Annotated in this window: 17 protein-coding genes and 2 tRNA genes; 6 read left to right on the top strand and 13 right to left on the bottom strand. The window is 65.1% G+C overall.

Features of this window, described 5'->3' with window-relative positions; genetic code table 11:
• Positions 1-143 precede the first annotated feature (143 nt).
• Positions 144-674 carry a DUF3253 domain-containing protein gene (locus tag ASE34_RS01355; RefSeq protein ID WP_056275704.1) on the top strand — a complete coding sequence of 177 codons (531 nt, stop codon included), beginning with the start codon at positions 144-146 and terminating at the stop codon, positions 672-674.
• 22 nt (positions 675-696) lie between these two features.
• On the opposite strand, the gene ASE34_RS01350 is transcribed toward ASE34_RS01355, so the two are convergent.
• From ASE34_RS01350 to dnaA, 13 genes are all read right to left on the bottom strand, one after another.
• Positions 697-978, bottom strand: a complete 282-nt coding sequence (locus tag ASE34_RS01350; RefSeq protein WP_056275701.1) for a hypothetical protein — start codon at positions 976-978, stop codon at positions 697-699.
• A 231-nt stretch (positions 979-1209) separates the two neighbouring features.
• Positions 1210-1282, bottom strand: a tRNA-Ala gene (locus tag ASE34_RS01345).
• 26 nt (positions 1283-1308) lie between these two features.
• A tRNA-Ile gene (locus tag ASE34_RS01340) sits at positions 1309-1382 on the bottom strand.
• An 85-nt stretch (positions 1383-1467) separates the two neighbouring features.
• Positions 1468-2409 carry a DUF4097 family beta strand repeat-containing protein gene (locus ASE34_RS01335; RefSeq protein WP_235567404.1) on the bottom strand — a complete coding sequence of 314 codons (942 nt, stop codon included), beginning with the start codon at positions 2407-2409 and terminating at the stop codon, positions 1468-1470.
• On the bottom strand, positions 2406-3092 hold the full coding sequence (locus ASE34_RS01330) for a LuxR C-terminal-related transcriptional regulator (RefSeq protein ID WP_056275698.1): 687 nt from the start codon (positions 3090-3092) through the stop codon (positions 2406-2408). The genes ASE34_RS01335 and ASE34_RS01330 overlap by 4 nt, the downstream gene beginning before the upstream one ends.
• Positions 3080-4348, bottom strand: coding sequence for a sensor histidine kinase (locus ASE34_RS01325; RefSeq protein ID WP_056275695.1), 1269 nt, complete (start codon positions 4346-4348; stop codon positions 3080-3082). Before ASE34_RS01325 ends, ASE34_RS01330 begins: the two co-directional genes overlap by 13 nt.
• 136 nt (positions 4349-4484) lie before the next feature.
• The gene (locus tag ASE34_RS01320; RefSeq protein ID WP_053098244.1) at positions 4485-4889 is read right to left on the bottom strand and encodes a DUF3566 domain-containing protein; all 405 of its coding nucleotides are present in this window, start codon (positions 4887-4889) and stop codon (positions 4485-4487) included.
• The gene (gene gyrA, locus ASE34_RS01315) at positions 4886-7447 is read right to left on the bottom strand and encodes a DNA gyrase subunit A (protein WP_053098243.1); all 2562 of its coding nucleotides are present in this window, start codon (positions 7445-7447) and stop codon (positions 4886-4888) included. Before gyrA ends, ASE34_RS01320 begins: the two co-directional genes overlap by 4 nt.
• Positions 7448-7498: 51 nt before the next feature.
• Positions 7499-9568, bottom strand: a complete 2070-nt coding sequence (gene gyrB / locus ASE34_RS01310; RefSeq protein WP_171821963.1) for a DNA topoisomerase (ATP-hydrolyzing) subunit B — start codon at positions 9566-9568, stop codon at positions 7499-7501.
• Positions 9569-9686: 118 nt separating this feature from the next.
• Positions 9687-10190, bottom strand: a complete 504-nt coding sequence (locus ASE34_RS01305; protein ID WP_056275693.1) for a DUF721 domain-containing protein — start codon at positions 10188-10190, stop codon at positions 9687-9689.
• Positions 10183-11343 carry a DNA replication/repair protein RecF gene (gene recF / locus ASE34_RS01300; protein WP_056275690.1) on the bottom strand — a complete coding sequence of 387 codons (1161 nt, stop codon included), beginning with the start codon at positions 11341-11343 and terminating at the stop codon, positions 10183-10185. The genes ASE34_RS01305 and recF overlap by 8 nt, the downstream gene beginning before the upstream one ends.
• Positions 11344-11406: 63 nt before the next feature.
• Positions 11407-12549 (bottom strand): DNA polymerase III subunit beta, encoded by a 1143-nt coding sequence (gene dnaN, locus ASE34_RS01295; RefSeq protein WP_053098240.1) that lies wholly within the window; start codon positions 12547-12549, stop codon positions 11407-11409.
• A gap of 495 nt (positions 12550-13044) precedes the next feature.
• On the bottom strand, positions 13045-14436 hold the full coding sequence (dnaA, locus tag ASE34_RS01290) for a chromosomal replication initiator protein DnaA (RefSeq protein ID WP_053098239.1): 1392 nt from the start codon (positions 14434-14436) through the stop codon (positions 13045-13047).
• Positions 14437-14754: 318 nt separating this feature from the next.
• Here dnaA and rpmH point away from each other — a divergent pair, with 318 nt between their 5' ends.
• From rpmH to ASE34_RS01265, 5 genes are read left to right on the top strand one after another with little or no spacing between them, the layout of a single operon-like run.
• Positions 14755-14892, top strand: coding sequence for a 50S ribosomal protein L34 (gene rpmH, locus ASE34_RS01285; RefSeq protein ID WP_022889115.1), 138 nt, complete (start codon positions 14755-14757; stop codon positions 14890-14892).
• Between the two features lie 6 nt (positions 14893-14898).
• A complete protein-coding gene (gene rnpA / locus ASE34_RS01280) occupies positions 14899-15240 on the top strand; it encodes a ribonuclease P protein component (RefSeq protein WP_072592158.1) in 342 nt (113 codons plus the stop codon).
• Entirely contained in the window at positions 15237-15587 is a 351-nt protein-coding gene (gene yidD / locus ASE34_RS01275) for a membrane protein insertion efficiency factor YidD (RefSeq protein ID WP_056275688.1), read from the top strand. Before rnpA ends, yidD begins: the two co-directional genes overlap by 4 nt.
• Before the next feature lie 3 nt (positions 15588-15590).
• Positions 15591-16661: a membrane protein insertase YidC gene (gene yidC / locus ASE34_RS01270; RefSeq protein WP_056275685.1), complete on the top strand. Its 1071-nt coding sequence runs from the start codon at positions 15591-15593 to the stop codon at positions 16659-16661.
• Entirely contained in the window at positions 16658-17152 is a 495-nt protein-coding gene (locus tag ASE34_RS01265) for a protein jag (RefSeq protein WP_056275682.1), read from the top strand. Before yidC ends, ASE34_RS01265 begins: the two co-directional genes overlap by 4 nt.
• Positions 17153-17165: the final 13 nt, after the last annotated feature.

Below are 17165 nucleotides of genomic sequence, written 5' to 3'. Positions count from 1 at the left end.
GAGCAGTTCGGGAGGAGATCCGCACACGGGAGGGCGCTTGTCCGTCGACTCGTCCTCCGCATCGCAGATCTCCTCCCGATCGGGGGTACCCAGGTGCGGTCAAGCCCCTGGTCGACCTGATCATGGTCGGTTTGACTGGCGGCATGACCTCGGACGACAGCGCGAAGGACGACAGCGCGAACGGCGGCGGTGCGAGCGGTCCGGAGCGCACGCCCGACGGTCATCACGTCGTCATCGAGGGCCGGCGTTGGCGCGCGACCGACCCCTCGATCCCCGAGACGTTCCGCCAGGAGCTGGTCAACGAGCTGATGGCTGCGCGGCGCGCGGTGAAGGCGCAGGAGCCGGACGCACGACGTCGGGTGCAGGACGCGAAGACCGCGCTCGGGGAACGAGGGGCGCCCTGGTGGGAGGACCGCACCGGCGACGACTTCGACGAGAGGATCGCGGCCGCGATGCGCGCGCTCATCCGCAAGCGGGGCGAGTCTTCGATCTGTCCGAGTGACGTCGCCCGGACTGTGGGCGGGGACTCGTGGCGCTCGACCATGTCGGATGTCCGCCGAATCGCGGCTGCACTCGCCGAGCGCGATGAGATCGTCGTGACGCAGAAGGGCGAGAAGGTGTCCATCGACGACGCCAGAGGACCGGTGCGGATGATCCGCGGGCCGAACCTCTGATCACCCGCTCAGACGCGTGGAGTCAGAGCTCGTCGTAGAAACCGGTGTACGGGAAGTCGACGTCACCGGTATCGCGGGGGTCATATGCCACAGTCGCCACACTGATCGTCACTTGCGTCGTCGGGGTGATGAGCACGCTGACTGCCCGGTTGCCGACGACGACCATGTCGACGAAGGTGCCGGCGGTCTTCGTGGCTGACTCGATACGTTCTCGCAGATCATCGATGTTCTGATCCTGGGCGAGTAAGTAGCTCGATCCATCGAACACGATCTCGGTCTGGATCATCGTCTTCCCGTCGGTCATGCCAGCACGCTACGCCCTCGACCTGAGAATACGGAGGGGGGTTGATATCTAGGAGGTCTAGTGAGAGGCGGGTGCCGCATCGCCCCCTTGTTAACAGGTCCATCCACAGCTGTGCACTCAGATGGCACCGCGCGAGCAGTTGTTAACAGGGTTGTTAACACCTGTGGAGACATGCGAAAACGAGAAGGCCCCGCACATGGCGGGGCCTTCTCGAACTGTCTCAACACAGTGTGGAGCCTAGGAGATTCGAACTCCTGACATCCTGCTTGCAAAGCAGGCGCTCTACCAACTGAGCTAAGGCCCCGTGAGGGTATTCATTTAGTTGAGGAGTGGGCCCACCAGGACTTGAACCTGGGACCTCTTCATTATCAGTGAAGCGCTCTAACCGCCTGAGCTATGGGCCCGTCAACCTCCGAAACTTTACCGGAGATTTCCCGAAATACCCAATCGAGGGCGAGGGCACCGGCGCGCCCTCGCCCTCGATCGGAATCAGCGGCCCGGACGGATCGTCACACTGCCTGCCGCAAGTGTGACGTCGATCGTGTTCCGGGTGCCGGATGACTGATCGACCTTCGCGTCGAGCGATCCGGCGCTGACGTCCTGGATGATCGAGTACGACTCATCCGGAACCGTGAGATCGACCGAGCCCGCGCTCACGTCGATCGTCGTCTCAGACGGTGCCCGGCCCGTCAGCTCGACGGTGAGGTCGCCCGCCGACACACTGAGATCGGCCGCGTCGACGCCGTCGAGCATCGCATCGGCACGACCCGCGCTCATGTCGATGCTGAGGCTGCTCGCCGCACCTTCGACATCGAGCGCACCGGCGTTGACCGTGACGTCGAGGGCACCGAAGTCTCCGACCACATCGAGACTGCCCGCATCGAGAGTGAGGTCGGCATCGAGCTGCGCGTCGCTCAGCTCTTCAGGCAGGGTCAGCACCGCCGACTGGTCGTCGCCGAACCACTCGCCGAACCACCATCCGAAGCGGAACTCCGGGCTGCGGACGATCAGCTCGTCGCCCTCGCGTTCGAGTCTCCAGGCAGGGCCGCGAGCGTTCGTCACTGCCAGCTCGGCCTCATCGACGTCACCGAACTCGATGCGCATGTTGCCGGCATCCACGTCGAGGTCGAGCGTGTCGATGCCGGACGCATCCTCGGTCAGCACGGCGTCGCTGCCCTGAGTGGAGGCCATCATGCTGCCGGTGGCGGCGACAGCCGCCGACCCGCCCGCTCCGAGAAGCGCGATGCCTCCGACGATCGCCGTGACGATCATGATCGCCGTCGTCCCCGAAGAGCGGCCGGCATCGGCCGGTGCCGCCTGCGCCTGCGCCTGCGCGGGCGCCGGTGTGGGCTCCTGTCCCTGCGGCGCGGATGCCGGCGGGGGAGTAAGGGGCGTGTGCCCGCCCTGGTAGTCGTCGTTGTTCGTGGTCATCGTCCCAGTCCTGTCTGTCCGGTCGGCGTCGAGCCGCCCGTGTTCTCGATGTGTGCCAGGGCCGCCAGCACGCGTCGGTTGCCCGACTCGCCCTGTTCGAAGCCCAGCTTCTGGAAGATCGCGGTGATGTGCTTCTCGACGCTCGCCTCCGAGAGAAAGAGCAGACCGGCGATGGCCTGGTTCGACTTGCCCTCGGCGATCAGTGCGAGCACGGTCCGTTCGCGCTCGGTGAGACGCTGCATCCGGTCGTCGCGGTTGCGGCGGGTGAGCAGCTGAGCCACGACCTCGGGGTCGAGCACGGTGGCACCCTCGGAGATCCGCTGCACGGAGGCGAGGAACTCAGAGACGTCGGCGACCCTGTCCTTGAGCAGATAGCCCAGAGGCCCGCCTTGTGCGGCGATGAGGTCCGACGCGTACCGCTCCTCGACGTACTGAGAGAGCACGAGCAGCGGAAGCGCGGGATTGGTGTCCCGAAGTCCGAGCGCCGCGCGGATGCCCTCGTCGGTGAAGGTCGGGGGGAGCCGTACGTCGAGGATGCACAGCTCGGGGTCCGTCTCGATGACGGCCTCGCTGAGCCCGCTGGTGTCGGGAAGAGCCGCGACCACACTGTGTCCGGCGTCCTCGAGCAGTCGCACGAGCCCCTCGCGCAGCAGGACGGAGTCCTCGCAGATCAGGATGCGCATGGCACGTTCACCTCCAGGCTGGTCGGTCCGCCGACGGGGCTCTCGAGGCGGAAGGTTCCGCCCGCTGCGAGGATGCGATTCGCGATGCCGTCGAGGCCTCCGCCGGGCTGCACCTGGGCGCCGCCCATGCCGTTGTCCTCGACGCGGGCCCAGAGCACCCCTCCGTCGCGGAGGCGGACAGTGACACGCGCCTCGCTGGCCCGCGAATGCTTCGCGGCGTTGGTGAGCGACTCGGCGATCGAGAAGTAGACAGCGGCTTCGGCCTCGCGGCTGCAGCGGCCGTCCATGCGCACATCGAGATGGACGGGGATGTGCGAGCGGCCGGCGAGGGCGGACAGCGCCGCGTCCAGGCCCCGGTCGTCGAGGACCGATGCATGGATGCCACGGGCCAGCTGACGCAGCTCGGTGATCGCGGCCTTGGTCGAGGTGTGCGCCTCGGCGATCAGCTCCTTCGCGGCATCCGGGTCGTTGTCGATCTTCTGCTGGGCGAGCCCGAGGGTCATGCCCACCGATACGAGTCGCGGTTGGACGCCGTCGTGCAGGTCACGCTCGATACGTGTGCGTTCGACATCCGCGGCACGTACAGCGCCCTCACGCTGAGCAGTGCTGGTGCGCACTCGCTCGGTGAGCTCGGCCTCGCGGCTGCGAACGACGATGGCGAGTGAGAGCACGCGGTTGAGGAGCGCCAGTCCGATCATTCCGGCGAGGCACGCGGCGACTCCGAGGATCCCGATGAGCGGTGCCCACGCGGGGTCGATGCCGCCCCCGCCGAACGGACCCATCACGGCATCCGTTCCCGTGAGAGGAGCGAACGAGATGGCGATCGACCAGACGAGGCCGAAGGCGAGCCGCAGCACGATCCAGCCGAGAACGGCGGTGATCGCGAAGTTCGCGAGGGCCCTCCACATGCGGCCGTCGATGGCCTGGCGGCCGAGCGAGCGGAGCCAGCCCGTGAACCCGGGGCGATCCCGAGGGCGCCATCTGAGCGGCGTGATGGGCGACCTGTAGAGAGCGCTGACTCGCGCGACCTCGAACCAGCCGACGCCGAACAGGGCGTACACGAGCCCGACGAGCAGCACGATGCCGACGCCCGCCGCGAAGAGCAGGCCGAGGCCGGTGCCGAGGAGTCCGGAAAGAGTCGCGAAGATGAAGCCGCCGATGACTCCGATTCCCGCGAGATGCAGGATAGAGAGCACGATGCGCAACGGCGGCTTCGTGGCCGTCGCCGGTGGTGGCGTGGCAGTGTGTGTCGTCATGGTTCAAAGGTACGGCGGCCCCGATCCGGCCGACACCGAGGCAACCGGAGACCCGGGTTCGGGTTTTCCCTACTCCGTCGGAGAACAGAAGAGGGGCGGATGCTGTTCGCATCCGCCCCTCCTCGAATCCTGACGATCAGTTCGACATGAACCCGACCAGCAGTCCGCCGGTCACCTTCACGGCGACGTTGTAGATCCCGGCGATGACCGCACCCAGCACCGTGAACACGATGAGGTTGAGGATCGAGACCACCGCGGCGAATGCCATCACCTGCGGCAGGCCGGCGACCTCGGAGATCCGCACGGAGTTGTCGGTGATGGTTCCGATGAACTCATCCGCCTGCGTGAGGATGCCGGTCGCCTGCAGCACGAGGAAGATCAGGAAGAACGACACCATCGTCACGATCGCGAGCGCCACAGCGCCCAGGAACGACAGCTTCACGGCCGACCAGAAATCCACGTAGACGAGGCGCAGGCGCACCTGCTTGCCACCGGTCTTGCGCGTGGACTTCTTCGCCAGCTTGTCGGCTACTGTGCTCATGCGTCTGCTTCCTCAGGGTTCTCGTTCGTCTCGGGGGCCGTGGACTCGGAGTCCACCGCAGCCTCATCCGATTCGTCTTCTTCGGTGAGGCCCCGCTCACCGTTGCGGGCGATGGCGAGGATCCGGTCGGCTTCCGTCGTCCGTGCGAACACCACTCCCATGGTGTCTCGGCCCTTCGCGGGCACCTCGGCCACGGCAGAGCGTACCACCTTGCCGCTGGACAGAACCACAAGGACCTCATCGTCGGAGGAGACCATCAGACCACCCGCGAGAGTGCCCCGATCGTCGTTGAGCTTGGCGACCTTGATGCCGAATCCACCGCGTCCCTGGACGCGGTATTCCTCGATGGCGGTGCGCTTCGCATAGCCGCCGTCGGTCACCACGAACACGAACTGGCCGAGGGCGGCGACGGATGCCGACAGCAGGCTGTCGCCCTCACGGAACTTCATGCCCTTCACGCCGGCGGTCGCGCGTCCCATCGGTCGCAGCGCATCATCGGTCGCACTGAACCGGACGGACATGCCGCGGCGGCTGATGAGCAGGATGTCATCCTCAGCGTTCACCATGAGAGCCGAGACCAGCTCGTCCTCGTCGTTCAGGCGGATCGCGATGACGCCGCCCTGGCGGTTGGTGTCATACGCGTCGAGACGCGTCTTCTTGACCAGACCGTCGCGCGTCGCGAGAACGAGATAGTCGGCGACCCCGTAGTCGCGGATGTCGAGCACCTGCGCGATGTTCTCGTCGGGCTGCAGGGCGAGGAGGTTCGCGACGTGCGTTCCCTTCGCATCGCGGCCGGCCTCGGGAACCTCGTAGGTCTTCGAACGGTAGACGCGACCCTTGTCGGTGAAGAACAGCAGCCAGTGGTGCGTCGTCGTCACGAAGAAGTGCTCGACGATGTCATCGGCCCGCAGCTGGGCGCCCTTGATGCCCTTGCCGCCGCGGTGCTGCGACCGGTAGTTGTCGCTGCGCGTGCGCTTGATGTAGCCGGCGCGAGTGATGGTGACGACCATCTCCTCTTCGGCGATGAGGTCTTCCATCGAGACGTCGCCGTCGAAGCCGTGCAGGATGTGCGTGCGACGGTCGTCTCCGAAGCGCTCGACGATGCCGGTGAGCTCTTCGCGGATGATGTCGCGCTGCAGCGACTCGTCGACGAGGATCGCCTGGTACTCGCCGATCAGCCGCTCGAGCTCCGAGGCCTCGTCGAGGATCTTCTGACGCTCGAGGGCGGCCAGTCGGCGCAGCTGCATGTCGAGGATGGCCTGGGCCTGGATGTCGTCGATGTCGAGGAGCTTCTGCAGTCCCTCGTTCGCATCCTGCGTGGTCTGCGATCGACGGATGAGAGCGATGACCTCGTCGAGAGCGTCGAGCGCCTTGAGGTAGGCGCGCAGGATGTGCATGCGAGCCTCTGCCTTGGCGAGACGGAAGCGCGTGCGTCGGACGATCACTTCGAGCTGGTGCGTGATCCAGTGGGTCACGAATCCGTCGATCGCGAGCGTGCGCGGCACGCCGTCGACGATCGCGAGCATGTTCGCGCCGAAGTTCTCCTGCAGCTGCGTGTGCTTGTACAGGTTGTTGAGCACGACCTTCGCGACCGCATCGCGCTTGAGCACGACCACGAGACGCTGACCCGTGCGGTCGGACGACTCGTCGCGGATGTCGGCGATGCCGGTGATCTTGCCGTCACGGGCGAGGTCGCCGATCTTCACCGCGACGTTGTCGGGGTTCACCTGGTACGGCAGCTCGGTGATCACGAGGCACGTGCGGCCCTGGATCTCCTCGACGTTGACGACCGCGCGCATGGTGATCGAGCCGCGACCCGTGCGGTACGCCTCGTGCACGCCCTTGGTGCCGAGGATCTGCGCGCCGGTGGGGAAGTCGGGGCCGGGGATCCGCTGGATGAGACCCTCGAGCAGCTCTTCGCGGGGGAGGCCGGGGTTGTCGAGCGCCCAGAGGGCGGCAGACGACACCTCGCGCAGGTTGTGCGGAGGGATGTTGGTGGCCATGCCGACCGCGATACCCACCGACCCGTTGACGAGGAGGTTCGGGAAGCGGGCCGGAAGAACCGTCGGCTCCTGAGTCTGGCCGTCGTAGTTGTCGGTGAAGTCGACCGTGTCCTCTTCGATGTCCCGAACCATCTCGAGCGCGAGGGGGGCCATCTTGGTCTCGGTGTACCGGGGCGCCGCGGCACCCATGTTGCCGGGAGACCCGAAGTTGCCCTGGCCGAGGGCCAGCGGGTAGCGCAGCGACCAGGGCTGCACGAGACGCACGAGGGCGTCGTAGATCGCCGAGTCACCGTGCGGGTGGTACTGACCCATGACCTCGCCGACCACGCGAGCGCACTTCGAGAAGGACTTGTCGGGGCGGAATCCGCCGTCGTACATGCCGTAGATCACGCGTCGGTGGACGGGCTTGAGTCCATCGCGCACGTCGGGCAGCGCACGGCCGACGATCACGGCCATCGCGTAGTCGAGATAGCTGCGCTGCATCTCGGACTGCAGGTCGACCTGGTCGATCTTGCCGTGGTCGTGTGCCGGCTCGGGGCGTACTTCGTCAGTCATGTGTGTTGTCGATTCCGGTCGTTATGGGAACGAATGCAGGCGCGGGACGCGTCAGATGTCGAGGAAGCGGACATCCTTGGCGTTGCGCTGGATGAAACTGCGTCGCGATTCGACGTCCTCACCCATCAGCACGCTGAAGATCTCATCGGCCGCTGCGGCATCCTCGATGGTCACCTGGCGGAGCGTCCGGGTGCTGTGGTCCATCGTGGTCTCCCACAGCTCCTTGGCGTTCATCTCGCCGAGACCCTTGTAGCGCTGGATGCCGGCATCCTTCGGGATCCTCTTGCCGTTGTCGAGTCCGAACTTGAGCAGCGCGTCGCGCTCGGCGTCGCTGAACACGTACTCGTGGGGCTGGTTCGTCCACTTGAGACGGTAGAGCGGCGGCATCGCGAGGTACACGAAGCCGGCCTCGATCAGTCCGCGCATGTAGCGGAACAGCAGCGTGAGCAGCAGCGTCGTGATGTGCTGGCCGTCGACGTCGGCATCCGCCATCAGCACGATCTTGTGATAGCGCGCCTTCTCGATGTCGAACTCTTCGCCGATTCCGGTGCCGAAGGCCTGGATCATCGCCTGGACCTCTTTGTTGCCCAGTGCCTTGTCGAGACGCGCGCGCTCGACGTTGAGGATCTTGCCTCGCAGAGCGAGGATCGCCTGCGTGTGCGGATCGCGACCCTGCACAGCGGAGCCACCTGCCGAGTCACCCTCGACGAGGAAGATCTCGCTGATCGAGGGATCCTTGCTCGTGCAGTCCTTGAGCTTGTCGGGCATCGCGGCGGACTCGAAGACGCTCTTTCGACGAGCGGTCTCGCGGGCCTTGCGCGCGGCGAGACGAGCGGTGGCCGCATCGATCGCCTTGCGGATGACGTTCTTCGCCTGGATCGGGTTGCGGTCGAACCAATCGCCGAGCTGATCGCCGACGACCTTCTGCACGAACGCCTTGGCCTCGGTGTTGCCGAGCTTCGTCTTGGTCTGCCCTTCGAACTGCGGCTCGCCGAGCTTGATCGAGATGACCGCGGTCAGACCTTCACGCACGTCGTCGCCCGACAGGTTGTCGTCCTTCTCCTTGAGAAGGTTGTTCGCCCTGGCGTACTTGTTGACGAGCGTGGTGAGCGCTGCACGGAAGCCCTCTTCGTGCGTGCCGCCCTCGTGGGTGTTGATCGTGTTCGCGTAGGTGAAGACGTTCTCGGTGTACGAGGTGGTCCACTGCATCGCGACCTCGAGAGAGATCTTGCGCTCGGTGTCCTCGGACTCGAAGGCGATGATCTCGTCGTTGACGACCTCGGCGTGACGCACCTTGTTGAGGTATTCGACGTAGTCGACGAGACCGCGCTCGTAGAAGAAGACGTCGTTCGGCTGGGTGAGGGTCGGCTGCCCGTCGACCTCGACCTGGTAAGCCGAATCGGGACGCTCGTCGGACAGCTCGATGCGGAGGCCCTTGTTGAGGAACGCCATCTGCTGGAAGCGCGTGCGCAGGGTGTCGTACTCGAAGTTCGTGGTCTCGGTGAAGATCTCGGCGTCCGGCCAGAACGTGATGCTGGTTCCGGTGTCGTCGGACGCCTCGCCCTTCTCGAGCTGCTGCTGCGGGACGCCGCCGTTCGCGAAGCTGTGCCGCCAGACGAAGCCCTTCTGCTTGACCTCGACGTCGAACCGCGTCGACAGGGCGTTGACCACCGACGAGCCGACGCCGTGGAGACCGCCGGAGACGGCGTACGCGCCGCCGCCGAACTTTCCGCCGGCGTGCAGGATGGTCAGAACGACCTCGACCGTGGACTTCGTCGGGTCGGAGGAGTGGGGATCGACCGGGATGCCGCGGCCGTTGTCGACCACGCGGACGCCGCCGTCTTCGAGCAGCGTCACGAAGATGGTGTCGGCGTAACCGGCGAGAGCCTCGTCGACCGAGTTGTCGACGATCTCGTAGACGAGGTGGTGCAGACCACGCGGTCCTGTGGAACCGATGTACATACCGGGGCGCTTGCGGACGGCTTCGAGACCTTCGAGGATCTGGATCGAGTCGGCACCGTACTCACCGGGCTGCTTCACCTTGGGTGAGATCTTGCCCTCGGTCGCGGGGGTTCCCCCGTTGGTCGATTCCGTCTCGTCAGCGGGGGATTCAGGCGTCATCAGAGGGCATTCTCCACATCGATATCACGAATCCCCAGTCTAGCGGCTTTTCGTGGCGAGATGCGGCTCAGCGGCCGCGTGTGGCCCTCTGAGCGTTTCAGACCCCATCCGTGGTGTCCTACCCGTAGGTATCGCGCGGGCCCCGTCCTGGAACGACTCTGGGACCCCATTTCCAGGAGGGTACGTCCGGTCCGATGAAGCGGAGGTTCTCGACACCCGCGTCCGGATACCGTCGGCCGATCTCCGTCAGGATCGTTCCCCGCATGTACTGCAGGTTCTTCGCCCAGGCGGTCGAGTCGCACTTCACCGTGAGCACACCGCGCTCGAGGGAGACGGGTTCGGAGTGCTTGGCGGTGTCCGTGCCTGCGAGGTCGGACCACTGCCTGACCAGGTCCTCACGGGCGAGAGTCTTCTGCCAGCCGGAGTCCCGCGTCAGCTTGTCGAGCACGGCTCCGAGCGGTCCGGGGTCGCGGCCGGGCGTGAACGGCGCGTTGTCGTCGTCGGTGACGATGCGTCGCTTGCGCTTCCACGTCTTCGAACTCGGCGCGAGTCCGCGCAGGCGCAGATAGGTCGCGACGGTCTCGGGAGTCTCGGATGCCGGATCGGGTGCGATCTCACTCATCTGCCACCTCCCTCTCATCACTGATCGTTCCCGCCGAGATCCGCACCACATGGGCGTGGAGCACCTCGGGGATATCCTCCTCCACGGCTGCCGTCACGACCACCTGCTCATAGCCCGCGGTGAGAGCTGCCAGCCGCTGACGGCGATCGGCGTCGAGTTCGGCGAACACATCGTCGAGGATGAGGACGGGATCGCCGGCAGGAGACTCGCTGCGCAGCAGCTCTGCGGAAGCGAGACGCAGCGCGAGGGCCACCGACCAGGATTCCCCGTGGGACGCATACCCCTTCACCGGAAGACCACGAACGCGCAGGACGAGGTCGTCGCGATGAGGGCCGGTGAGAGTGAGACCGCGGTCGAGCTCGTTCGACCGTTTCGCGAGAAGTGCGGCGTGGAACATCTCGGCGATGTCTCCGGAGGTCTCGGCCGGCGCGTCGACACCCTCTTCGGGATCCGCTCCTCGCACCGACAGAGCCCACTCGAGCTGCGGGCGATGATCCTCGCCCGCGATCGCCGCGTACGCCTCGGCCACCGGCTGCTGGAGATCTGCGGCGAGACGGTGTCGCGCGGTGATGATCTCGGCACCGAGGGAGACGAGCTTGTCGTCCCACACATCGAGGGTGCTCAGGGCCTCGCCCTTGATGCCACGCGCCCTGGCCGACTTCAGAAGCGCATTGCGCTGCTTGAGAACACGGTCGTAATCGGCGAGGACCGAAGACATGCGGGGCGTGCGCTGGATCAGCAGCTGGTCGACGAAACGACGCCGAGACGAGGGGTCGCCGCGGACGATCTGCAGATCCTCGGGAGCGAAGAGCACCACATGGGCGTAGCGAGGCAGCTCATTGGTCTTCGAGGGGGAGCCGTTGATCCGCGCCTTGTTCGAGCCCTGCTTGTTGAGCTGGACCTCGATGAGCACCTTGCGTTCGCCGTGAGAGAGGCGAGCGCGGATGATCGCGAAATCCTGACCCTCGCGCACCATCGGCGCATCCGACGAGACGCGGTGCGAACCGAGAGTGGCGAGGAAGACGACAGCCTCGGCAAGGTTGGTCTTGCCCTGGCCGTTGCGCCCGACGAGGACGTTGGGACCCTTGTGCAGAGCGAGATCCGCGGTCGCGTAATTGCGGAAGTCGACCAGGCTCAGGTGTTCCACAATCACGCTGTCAGCCTACCTTCGGGCTCTGACACTGCCGTCGCCGCGCGGAGCGCGCCCGTCGCAGGATCAGCGAAGCAGCAGGTTCGGCTGCAGCAGGTACTTGAACGAATCCAGACCGGCCTGGTCGACCGAGGTCTGGCTCGTGATCAGCACGGGGCTGAGCTTGTTCGCGTTGTCGCTCGACGTGAAGGTGACGCGGACGAACTCGCTCTTGACCGCGCCGAGCGCCTCGATGAGGTACTGCGGGTTGAGGCCGAGCGTGACGTCGTCGCCACCCGAGAGGATCGCGTCGACGGACTCGGATGCACGCGCATGCTCACTGCCCGACGCATCCATCGTCACGCTGTCGGACGTGAACGTGAAGCGCAGCGGAGCTGCTCGGTCGAGCACGAGCGACACACGGCGCACGGCCTCGACGAGGTCTGCGGTGTTCACGACCGCATAGTGCTCGGTCTGCTCCGGGAAGAGACGGCGGACCGGAGGGAAGTTTCCCTTGATCAGCAGTGAAGTGACCGTCTTGTTGCCGGCCGTGAACGCGATGATCTCGCGGTCGCCCGCTCCCGAGAACGCGATCTGGATGGTGCCTGCATGACCGAAGGTCTTTCCGACCTCGAGAAGAGTGCGTGCGGGCACCAGTGCGCTGGCTTCGACCGCTTCACCGTCCCACGGCACGTCACGGAGGGAGACGCGGTAGCGGTCGGTGGCCACGAGGCTGAGCGTCTGGCCGGAGACCTCGAGCTGCACTCCGGTCAGGACCGGGGTGACGTCGTCGCGCGAGGCGGCGAAACCCACCTGGCTGATCGCGGTGCCGAAATCGTCGGCGGGCACGACGCCGGAGGAACCGGACACCTCGGGGATCGACGGATATTCCTCGACCGGCATGGCTGCGAGGGTGAACCGCGCCGAGCCGCAGGTGACCGTGATGCTGCCGTCGTCCTCGACGGCGATCTCGATCGGCGCGTTGGGAAGGCGGCTGGCGATGTCGGAGAGCAGTCGACCGTGCACCAGGATCGTGCCCGGTGTGTCGACGGTGGCTTCGATTGTCGTGCGCGCGGATGCCTCGTAGTCGAACGCCGAGAGCGTGAGACCGGAGCCGTCTGCCTCGATCAGGACGCCGGCGAGGATCGGCTGCGGGTTGCGCTGCGGAAGCAGCTTGACCACGAACGACACGGCCTCGCTGAAGACATCGCGGTTGACCTGAAACCTCACGGGTGCTCCCTTGTCGTCGTTCTGAGACGTGTCGTCATCGGTCCTGCCAGTGCAGGGCTTCCCATGCTAGCCCCCAACTCGGGACTATCCCTACGACCGGATCAAAGCTCGGGCCTGTCGGACTTTCCCCCACCCTCTGGTGATCGGATCGCCCCTGAATTGAATTAACTCCTTAACGGTGTTAACACCTGTGGATACTGTGGATAACTCGGTGGAAAGCAGACGCGAGTAGGGAACTACACGGTTGTCAGTTGTGGAATCCCTGAGGAATCCGCGGGTGGACGGCATCCGTCGGGTCGAACCGTCTCCCACAGTTATCCACAGGTTCGACGGTTTCACACACATTCGTCCCGACCTGCAGGCGAGTCATCCACAAGTTATCCACATGTGCAAACTGGCATCGATCTGCTCCGTCGTATGCCGCTCACACGCACGCAAAGGGGGTCGTAGCCTCCTATCGGAAGCTACGACCCCCTTTTTCGAGGCGACGTGGACTCAGCGTCGACCGAGCTGCGTGGTGATCTCGGTCACCTGGTTGTAGATCGAACGGCGCTCCTTCATGAGCTCGCTGATCTTCTTGTAGGCGTACATGACGGTGGTGTGATCGCGGTTGCCGAACAGCTGGCCGATCTTCGGCAGGGACAGACTCGTCCGCTCGCGGCACAGGTACATCGCGATCTGGCGCGATGTGGCTATCTGCTGAGACCTGCTGGAGCCGTACAGGTCGTCGACCGTCAGCTTGAAGTACTGCGCGGTCGCAGTGATGATGTCGGTCGGCGAGATGATGTTGTCCTCTGCCGTGTCGATGATGTCGCGGAGCACCGTCTGGGCGAGCGAGATGTCGAGGGCCGAACGGTTCAGGCTGGCGAATGCGGAGACGCGGATCAGCGCACCCTCGAGTTCACGGATGTTCGACGACACCACGGTGGCGATGTACTCGAGTACCTCGTCGGGAATATGAAGCGCCTCGCTCTGCGCCTTCTTGCGGAGGATCGCGATGCGCGTCTCGAGGTCGGGCGCCTGCACGTCGGTGATCAGGCCCCATTCGAACCGACTGCGCATGCGATCCTCGAAGCCGGTGAGATGCTTCGGCGCGACGTCGCTCGTGATGACGACCTGTTTGTTGTGGTCGTGCAGCGTGTTGAAGGTGTGGAAGAACGCCTCCTGGGTCTCCGCGCGACCCTGTAGGAACTGGATGTCGTCGATCAGGAGGATGTCCACATCGCGGTAGCGGGCCTGGAAGGCTGCACCTCGGTTGTTCGCGATCGAGTTGATGAAATCGTTCGTGAACTCCTCGCTGGAGACGTACCGGACCTTGACCCCTGCATAGAGGGATTGGGCGTAGTCGCCGATCGCGTGCAGCAGGTGCGTCTTGCCGAGGCCCGAGTCGCCGTAGATGAAGAGCGGGTTGTATGCCTTGGCCGGCGCTTCGGCGACGGCGACGGCAGCGGCATGGGCGAACCGGTTGGACTGCCCGATGACGAAGTTGTCGAAGGTGTACTTCGGGTTCAGACGGGACTCGTGCCGCAGCTGCGTCGGCTGCTCCATCGGGGATTCGACGCGGATCTGCTCCTGGCGGCCGTAGTCGGCGACCGCGATGGGCGCCGTCGGCTGCTCGGCGAGCTCATGATTCACGACCACGCGGTACGACGTCACCTCGTCGCCGATGTGGGAGAGGGCCTCCATGATCGGAAGCCTCAGCCTCTTGTTGATCTGCGCGGCGGTGAGATCGTTCGGGACCTCGAGATAGAGGGTGGCCGCCATCACGCCGGCCGGAACCGCGAGGCTGAGGAATCCCTGGAGCTGAGGAGTGACTCGGTCGTCCGCCTCGAGGAGCTCCTGCACCGTGGTCCAGATCGGAACGTCGGGCTGGGCAGGTGATGACATGACGCTCCGTGCTGAGGGGACGACGGGCCGTCTGGATGACGCGGCCCGCCTGTGGATAACTTCGGATGCCACGGTAGTCACCACGGCTGGGAACGGCAACCTGCCTACGGGAATCCGCGCGCGTGTTGCTCATACGTGCATGCCGCAGGGTTGTGGATAATAGCTGTGCGGATCGTGCCTGAGCTGGTGGTCGAAGCGCGCAGATTTGCTCTGCGCGCCGTCAAGACGTACCCTTAATCGGTTGACTTATGCCTGAACGGCAGATCCCTATGTCTCCGGTCAAAATGATCCCGGTGGCAGCATTCCCGGAGTGATTCCATGAGCAAGCGCACCTTCCAGCCCAACAACCGTCGTCGCGCCAAGAAGCACGGCTTCCGTCTTCGTATGCGTACCCGCGCCGGCCGCGCGATCCTTTCGGCTCGTCGCGCGAAGGGCCGCACCGAGCTCTCCGCGTAGATCGCTGTGCTCGCCCGCCCGTATCGTGTGACCCGCGGGAGCGACTATCGACTGGTCGTTCGACGCGGATCCCGTTGTGGCGGAGCCAAGGTCGTCACCTCGATGCTGACGACGGGCGAGAGCAGAGCCGCGAGGTTCGGATTCATCATCAGCAAGCAGGTGGGCACCGCTGTGGTGCGCAACACCGTGCGCCGGCGACTCAAAGCCGTGTGTGCGGACGCGCTGACGCGGGTCCCCGAGGGCACGGATGTCGTCATCCGTGCCCTTCCTGCATCCGCGACCGCGACCTACGCCGAGCTGAGTGCGGACGTGAACCGGTGCCTGGATCGTCTCGGGCAGCGGCCATGACCGCTCTTCCGGCATCCTCGATCGGCTCCGCTCACCTTCATGCCGGTGACGCGATCCGCAGCATCCCGCTGATCCCGCGGAATCTCGTCCTGGGGTTCCTCGCCGGGTACCGCAAGGTGATCTCCCCGATGTATGGAGATGTCTGCGCCTATTACCCATCTTGTTCCGCTTACGCTGTAGGTGCGGTGCAACAGCACGGCGCAGTGCGGGGAGCGGCGCTCTCGGCGTGGCGCATCGTTCGTTGCAATCCCTGGAGCCACGGCGGCGTCGATGACGTCCGTCCGCACGAACACTTCCGTTATGACCTGACCGCTCACGGTTTCGTCGTCCCTGCCCGAAAGGATTGATCGGTGGGTCTTGACCTTCTGCTCGCCAGCGCAACACCCTCGCCGGAGCCTGCCTCCGGCGGCTTCGATCTGATCGGAACCATCCTCTGGCCCCTCAAGTGGGTCGTCGAGCTCGTGCTCGTCGCCTGGCACTGGCTGTTCACGGCCGTCGGTCTTCCTGCCGCATCCGGTCTGACCTGGGTGCTGTCGATCGTCGGTCTCGTGATCGTGGTCCGTGCTGCCCTGATCCCGCTCTTCGTGAAGCAGATCAAGAGCCAGCGAAAGATGATGGAAATTGCTCCTGAGCTGCGAAAAGTTCAGGAGAAGTACCGGGGTAAGAAGGATCAGCTCTCTCGCGAGGCCATGAGCCGCGAGACCATGGCGCTCTACAAGAAGCACGGCACGACGCCGATGTCGAGCTGTCTTCCGCTTCTTGTGCAGATGCCCATCTTCTTCTCGCTGTTCAGCGTTCTGAGCGACGTCTCGAAGCACCACAACCTGGGTGTCGGAGGCGTCGGTCTGCTGAACGCCGAGCTCACCGAGCAGTTCTACAACGCCGAGCTCTTCGGTGTCGCATCGCTGCACGAGACGCTGGGGAACGCGGTCGACGCGGGGAACACCACAGCGATCATCATCCTGGTCACGCTCGTCGTGCTCATGATCGCGTCGCAGTTCTTCACGCAGCTGCAGATCATCTCGAAGAACCTGTCGCCCGAAGCCAAGACCGGCCAGGCGTACCAGATGCAGAAGATCATGCTCTACGTGCTGCCTCTCGGCTTCATCTTCTCGGGCATCTTCTTCCCGCTCGGCGTGGTCGTCTACTGGTTCATCTCGAACCTCTGGACCATGGGACAGCAGTTCCTCGTCATCCGTGAGATGCCGACTCCCGGATCTGAGGCGGCGAAGGCTCGTGAAGAGCGTCTTGCTCGCAAGGGCAAGGCGATCGACGCCTCGGGCAAGGTCGTCCCGATGGCGGCATACGAAGCAGAGCAGCAGCGTCTGCTCGAAGAGGCGGAGCGCGCGAAGGCGCAGGCCCCCAAGCGTCAGCAGCCGGTGGGCAAGAAGCGTTCGAAGAAGAAGGGGAGCGGTTCGTGACGACCGACAACGTGACCGAGACCGTGGAGCCCACGGTCGCAGAACTCGAGAACGAGGGCGACGTCGCCGCTGACTACCTCGAAGAGCTGCTCGACATCGCCGACATCGATGGGGACCTCAACCTCGACGTGCGGCAGGGCCGCGCATATGTCTCGGTCGAGGCTGAGGGAGACGGACTGGCGCTCCTGTCTGCACCCGACACGGTGCAGGCGCTTCAGGAGCTCACGCGTCTTGCGGTCCAGAGCAAAACGGGTTCGTTCTCGCGATTGATCCTCGATGTGGGCGGATCGCGCGATGCGCGCCGCCGTCAGCTCGAGACGCTCGTGAACGCCGCCGCAGCCAAGCTCGACGATGGAGCGACCCAGGCGTCGCTGCCCGCCATGTCCAGCTATGAGCGCAAGCTGGTGCACGACATCGCGGCTGATCAGGGTCTCGTGTCCGAGTCCTACGGCGAGGGTGCCGACCGCCACACTGTTCTGCGTCGTCGTTGACGTTTCACATGCG

It is taken from the genome of Microbacterium sp. Root280D1 (genome assembly GCF_001428975.1).
Lineage (GTDB): Bacteria > Actinomycetota > Actinomycetes > Actinomycetales > Microbacteriaceae > Microbacterium.
This window is presented reverse-complemented; position numbering and strand designations above follow the sequence as displayed.